The 5,856-nt window shown below is 47.7% G+C and carries 2 tRNA genes and 3 rRNA genes; all 5 read right to left on the bottom strand.

The window, feature by feature from the left end:
- Positions 1 to 58: 58 nt before the first annotated feature.
- Positions 59 to 173: ribosomal RNA gene (gene rrf / locus QNI24_RS15340) — 5S ribosomal RNA — on the bottom strand.
- Between the two features lie 188 nt (positions 174 to 361).
- Positions 362 to 3,232 (bottom strand): 23S ribosomal RNA (locus tag QNI24_RS15335).
- Positions 3,233 to 3,555: 323 nt separating this feature from the next.
- A tRNA-Ile gene (locus QNI24_RS15330) sits at positions 3,556 to 3,632 on the bottom strand.
- Between the two features lie 12 nt (positions 3,633 to 3,644).
- Positions 3,645 to 3,720, bottom strand: a tRNA-Ala gene (locus tag QNI24_RS15325).
- A 75-nt stretch (positions 3,721 to 3,795) separates the two neighbouring features.
- Positions 3,796 to 5,340 (bottom strand): 16S ribosomal RNA (locus QNI24_RS15320).
- The 16S, 23S and 5S rRNA genes sit together here with 2 tRNA genes alongside, the layout of an rRNA operon.
- Positions 5,341 to 5,856: the final 516 nt, after the last annotated feature.

Here is a 5,856-nt window from a genome sequence, read left to right as displayed (position 1 = left end):
CACAAATTTCAAGCAAAAAAAAGCCCCAACTTATGTTGAGGCTTTTCTACTTGTAAGATTCTGGCGATGTCCTACTCTCACATGGGAACTCCCACACTACCATCGGCGATGCTACATTTCACTGCTGAGTTCGAGATGGGTTCAGGTGGTGCTATAGCTCTGTTGTCACCAGAAAACTGGTCGCTTAAAGCTCGAAGGCTCTAAGTCTGATGTTTGGAATATGAATCTAATCAATCTTTGATTAATTATTTAAGTCAATTGGTCTTGATAGTTTTGCTTGTATCAAAATCGTTACTTGATAGAGAAAAATCAATATATATTATGAACTTGAGACATAACCACCAAATCTCTTGGGTGTTATATGATCAAGCCTCACGGGCAATTAGTACTGGTTAGCTTCATACATTACTGCACTTCCACACCCAGCCTATCAACCTTGTAGTCTTCAAGGGCCCTTCAGTTGTTTCAAGAACAAAGTGAGATCTCATCTTGGAAGAGGCTTCCCGCTTAGATGCTTTCAGCGGTTATCCCGTCCGAACATAGCTACCGGGCAATGCCATTGGCATGACAACCCGAACACCAGTGGTTCGTCCACTCCGGTCCTCTCGTACTAGGAGCAGCTTTCCTCAAATCTCAAACGCCCACGGCAGATAGGGACCGAACTGTCTCACGACGTTCTGAACCCAGCTCGCGTACCTCTTTAAATGGCGAACAGCCATACCCTTGGGACCGGCTTCAGCCCCAGGATGAGATGAGCCGACATCGAGGTGCCAAACACCGCCGTCGATATGAACTCTTGGGCGGTATCAGCCTGTTATCCCCGGAGTACCTTTTATCCGTTGAGCGATGGCCCTTCCATACAGAACCACCGGATCACTAAGACCTACTTTCGTACCTGCTCGACTTGTCAGTCTCGCAGTCAAGCGCGCTTTTGCCTTTACACTAACCGTACGATGTCCGACCGTACTTAGCGCACCTTCGTGCTCCTCCGTTACTCTTTGGGAGGAGACCGCCCCAGTCAAACTACCCACCACACAATGTCCCTGATCAGGATGACTGATCTAGGTTAGAACTTCAATTACACAAGGGTGGTATTTCAAGGACGACTCCACAAATGCTAGCGCATTCGCTTCAAAGTCTCCCACCTATCCTACACATATCTAATCAAAGTCCACTGTGAAGCTATAGTAAAGGTTCACGGGGTCTTTCCGTCTAGCCGCGGGTAAACTGCATCTTAACAGCTATTTCAATTTCACTGAGTCTCGGGTGGAGACAGTGTGGCCGTCGTTACGCCATTCGTGCAGGTCGGAACTTACCCGACAAGGAATTTCGCTACCTTAGGACCGTTATAGTTACGGCCGCCGTTTACCGGGGCTTCGATCAAGAGCTTCTTCCGAAGAATAACCCCATCAATTAACCTTCCGGCACCGGGCAGGCGTCACACCATATACGTCCACTTTCGTGTTTGCATAGTGCTGTGTTTTTGATAAACAGTCGCAGCCACCTGGTCTCTGCGGCCCCCACTAGCTCTGAACCTGTAGGGGCGTACCTTCTCCCGAAGTTACGGTACCATTTTGCCTAGTTCCTTCACCCGAGTTCTCTCAAGCGCCTTAGAATTCTCATCTTGTCCACCTGTGTTGGTTTACAGTACGGTTCTTATATACCTATGCTTAGAAGGTTTTCCTGGAAGCAGGGCATCGATTACTTCGTTCGCAATTGAACTCCTCATCACGCCTCAGCATTGTATCCCCGGATTTACCAAAGGACACTGCCTAAACGCTTGAACCGGGATAACCATCACCCGGATAACCTAGCCTTCTCCGTCACTCCATCGCAGTATATAAAAGTACAGGAATATTAACCTGTTTCCCATCGACTACGCATTTCTGCCTCGCCTTAGGGGCCGACTCACCCTGTGCCGATTAACGTTGCACGAGGAAACCTTGGACTTCCGGCGAGGGGGTTTTTCACCCCCTTTATCGTTACTCATGTCAGCATTCGCACTTCTGATACCTCCAGCATGCTTCTCAACACACCTTCACAGGCTTACAGAACGCTCCCCTACCATGCTAATAAATTAGCATCCGCAGCTTCGGTACACCACTTAGCCCCGGTAAATCTTCCGCGCAGACCGACTCGACCAGTGAGCTATTACGCTTTCTTTAAAGGGTGGCTGCTTCTAAGCCAACCTCCTGGCTGTCTGGGCCTTTCCACTTCGTTTCCCACTGAGTGGTGATTTTGGGACCTTAGCTGGCGGTCTGGGTTGTTGCCCTCTTGACTACGGACGTTAGCACCCGTAGTCTGTCTCCTATGATTGCACTTTACGGTATTCGGAGTTTGCCATGGGACGGTAGGTCGGTGTGACCCCCTAGCCATAACAGTGCTCTACCCCCGTAAGTGATACATAAGGCACTACCTAAATAGTTTTCGGGGAGAACCAGCTATCTCCGGGCTTGTTTAGCCTTTCACTCCAATCCACAGCTCATCCCCGCATTTTTCAACATACGTGGGTTCGGTCCTCCAGTCGGTTTTACCCGACCTTCAACCTGGCCATGGATAGATCGCCCGGTTTCGGGTCTAATCCCAGCAACTATACGCCCTATTAAGACTCGGTTTCCCTTCGCCTACACTACTCGCTTAAGCTTGCTACTGAAATTAAGTCGCTGACCCATTATACAAAAGGTACGCCATCACCGGACTAAATCCGGCTTTGACTGCTTGTACGTATGCGGTTTCAGGGTCTATTTCACTCCCCTCACAGGGGTTCTTTTCGCCTTTCCCTCACGGTACTGGTTCACTATCGGTCGGTAGGGAGTATTTAGCCTTAGATGATGGTCCACCTATATTCAGACAGGGTTTCTCGTGCCCCGCCCTACTCACATTCAACTCATAATTTCTTTCGTCTACAGGACTATCACCTTCTTCGGTTGGCTTTCCCACGCCATTCGACTAAAAACTATGAATCTTTTGGGCTAATCCGCGTTCGCTCGTCGCTACTAGCGGAATCTCGGTTGATTTCTTTTCCTCCGGGTACTTAGATATTTCAGTTCTCCGGGTTCGCCTCTCATAACCTTACAGCTACAAGATAACCTTAAAAGGTTGGGTTTCCCCATTCGGAAATCTGTGGGTTATACGCTTTCGTGTCAGCTAACCACAGCTTATCGCAGACTTACACGTCCTTCATCGCCTCCTACCGCCAAGGCATCCACCACATACGCTTATTCACTTGATCATATAACCCCAAAAAATCTAAGGTTACACTCACAAATTCATAAAATGGATTGATAATTGGAACACTCTTCAGTGCTCCGCTGGTCTCTATTTAATAACGATTTTTTATATATACTACAAAAATTCTATTAAGACGCCATTGACTCAAATCAAATTGATTGATTTGTAGAACATACATGCTCATCACATATACATTCTGACTCATATTCCAAATTGTTAATTTACAAGTATCTCGCTCCTGCGAAACCGAAACTTTTCATCCCGGCAAAACATCCTTATCAAGTAATCGCTTACTTGATAAAGACATTAAAAACATAACAAAATTGGTGGGTCTGGCTGGAGTTGAACCAGCGACCTCACCCTTATCAGGGGTGCGCTCTAACCAACTGAGCTACAGACCCAGTCATAAAAACTGGTGGAGCTATGCGGGATCGAACCGCAGACCTCTTGAATGCAAATCAAGTGCTCTCCCAGCTGAGCTATAGCCCCAAATAGGTGTTATGCTTATACTTTATCTAGATAACTTGTGTGGACACCCGGGTAATGACATACCAAGGTTATCTTTTAGGAGGTGATCCAGCCACTGGTTCCCCAACGGCTACCTTGTTACGACTTCACCCCAGTCATGAATCACTCCGTGGTGACCGTCTCCCCGAAGGTTAGACTAGCCACTTCTGGAGCAACCCACTCCCATGGTGTGACGGGCGGTGTGTACAAGGCCCGGGAACGTATTCACCGCGACGTTGCTGATTCGCGATTACTAGCGATTCCGACTTCATGCAGTCGAGTTGCAGACTGCAATCCGGACTAAGATGCACTTTCTGAGATTAGCTCCCCATCGCTGGTTGGCGACCCTCTGTATGCACCATTGTAGCACGTGTGTAGCCCATCCCGTAAGGGCCATGATGACTTGACGTCGTCCCCACCTTCCTCCGGCTTATCACCGGCAGTCTCTATAGAGTTCCCACCATTACGTGCTGGCAACTATAGATAGGGGTTGCGCTCGTTGCGGGACTTAACCCAACATCTCACGACACGAGCTGACGACAGCCGTGCAGCACCTGTCACTCAGTTCCCGAAGGCACTGATCGATTACAGATCATTCTGAGGATGTCAAGGGATGGTAAGGTTCTTCGCGTTGCATCGAATTAAACCACATGCTCCACCGCTTGTGCGGGCCCCCGTCAATTCCTTTGAGTTTCAACCTTGCGGTCGTACTCCCCAGGCGGAGAACTTAACGCGTTAGCTTCGCTACCGACGCGTCTATAGCGCCAACAGCCAGTCCTCATCGTTTAGGGCGTGGACTACCAGGGTATCTAATCCTGTTCGCTCCCCACGCTTTCGTACCTCAGCGTCAGTGTAGTGCCAGTTAGTCGCCTTCGCCACTGATGTTCCTCAAGACCTCTACGCATTTCACCGCTACGCCTTGAATTCCACTAACCTCTCACTCACTCTAGCTAAACAGTTTCAAATGCAGTTCCCAGGTTAAGCCCGGGGATTTCACATCTGACTTATTAAGCCGCCTACGTACCCTTTACGCCCAGTAATTCCGATTAACGCTCGCACCCTCCGTATTACCGCGGCTGCTGGCACGGAGTTAGCCGGTGCTTATTCTTGTAGTACCGTCAATTACATATGCTATTAACATACATACCTTCTTCCTACATAAAAGTGCTTTACAACCCTAAGGCCTTCTTCACACACGCGGTATTGCTGGATCAGGCTTGCGCCCATTGTCCAATATTCCCCACTGCTGCCTCCCGTAGGAGTCTGGGCCGTGTCTCAGTCCCAATGTGGCTGATCATCCTCTCAAACCAGCTATAGATCGCAGTCTTGGTAGGCCGTTACCCCACCAACAAACTAATCTAACGCGGGCTCATCTCATAGCAAGTGCTTTCAAGAAGAGGCACCTTTTCATCCGTAGATCGTATTCGGTATTAATCCGGATTTCTCCGGGCTATCCCCAACTATAAGGTAGATTCCCACGCGTTACTCACCCGTCCGCCACTCGTCAGCAAAGAAGCAAGCTTCTCTCTGTTACCGTTCGACTTGCATGTGTTAGGCATACCGCCAGCGTTCAATCTGAGCCAGGATCAAACTCTTCAATTAATTGTTCGAGTAAATATAAATACTCACTCTAATTTATTGCGGCAAGTCCTGTTACAGACCCACCAGTTTGACCACTAACTTTATTATCAAAAAAATTACGTGATTCTAAAATATGGTCACTTGTCGTTGTACCTTAAATACATCATCTCCAAGTGCCCACACAAGTTATCTATTATCTTTTAATTTACTTAAAACCGACCCCTTAAAGGCCGCTTTTTTAACCTCCGACATTTCGTGCGGAAGGGTGCGATATTATCGCTTTTTTATTTCCTTTTGCAAGCTTTTTTTTGACTCATTTTCATAAGTCCCTTCATCTTGCCTCGCTTTCCTTAATCCTCGTCTCCAAGGGCTGCGTATTATCGCCTTAAAAATTTACTTTGCAAGACTTTTTTATCAATCATTCAAAATTAATTTTTAAACCCCCATCCAAACCACTTTTTACAAACCAGCTTGGCCGAGAGAGTGCGCATTATAGCGAACAAAATAACCTTGTAAACCCCTTTATGACATTTAGAT

The organism is Marinicella marina (assembly GCF_030065545.1).
In the GTDB taxonomy this organism is placed as follows: domain Bacteria; phylum Pseudomonadota; class Gammaproteobacteria; order Xanthomonadales; family Marinicellaceae; genus Marinicella; species Marinicella marina.
This window is presented reverse-complemented; position numbering and strand designations above follow the sequence as displayed.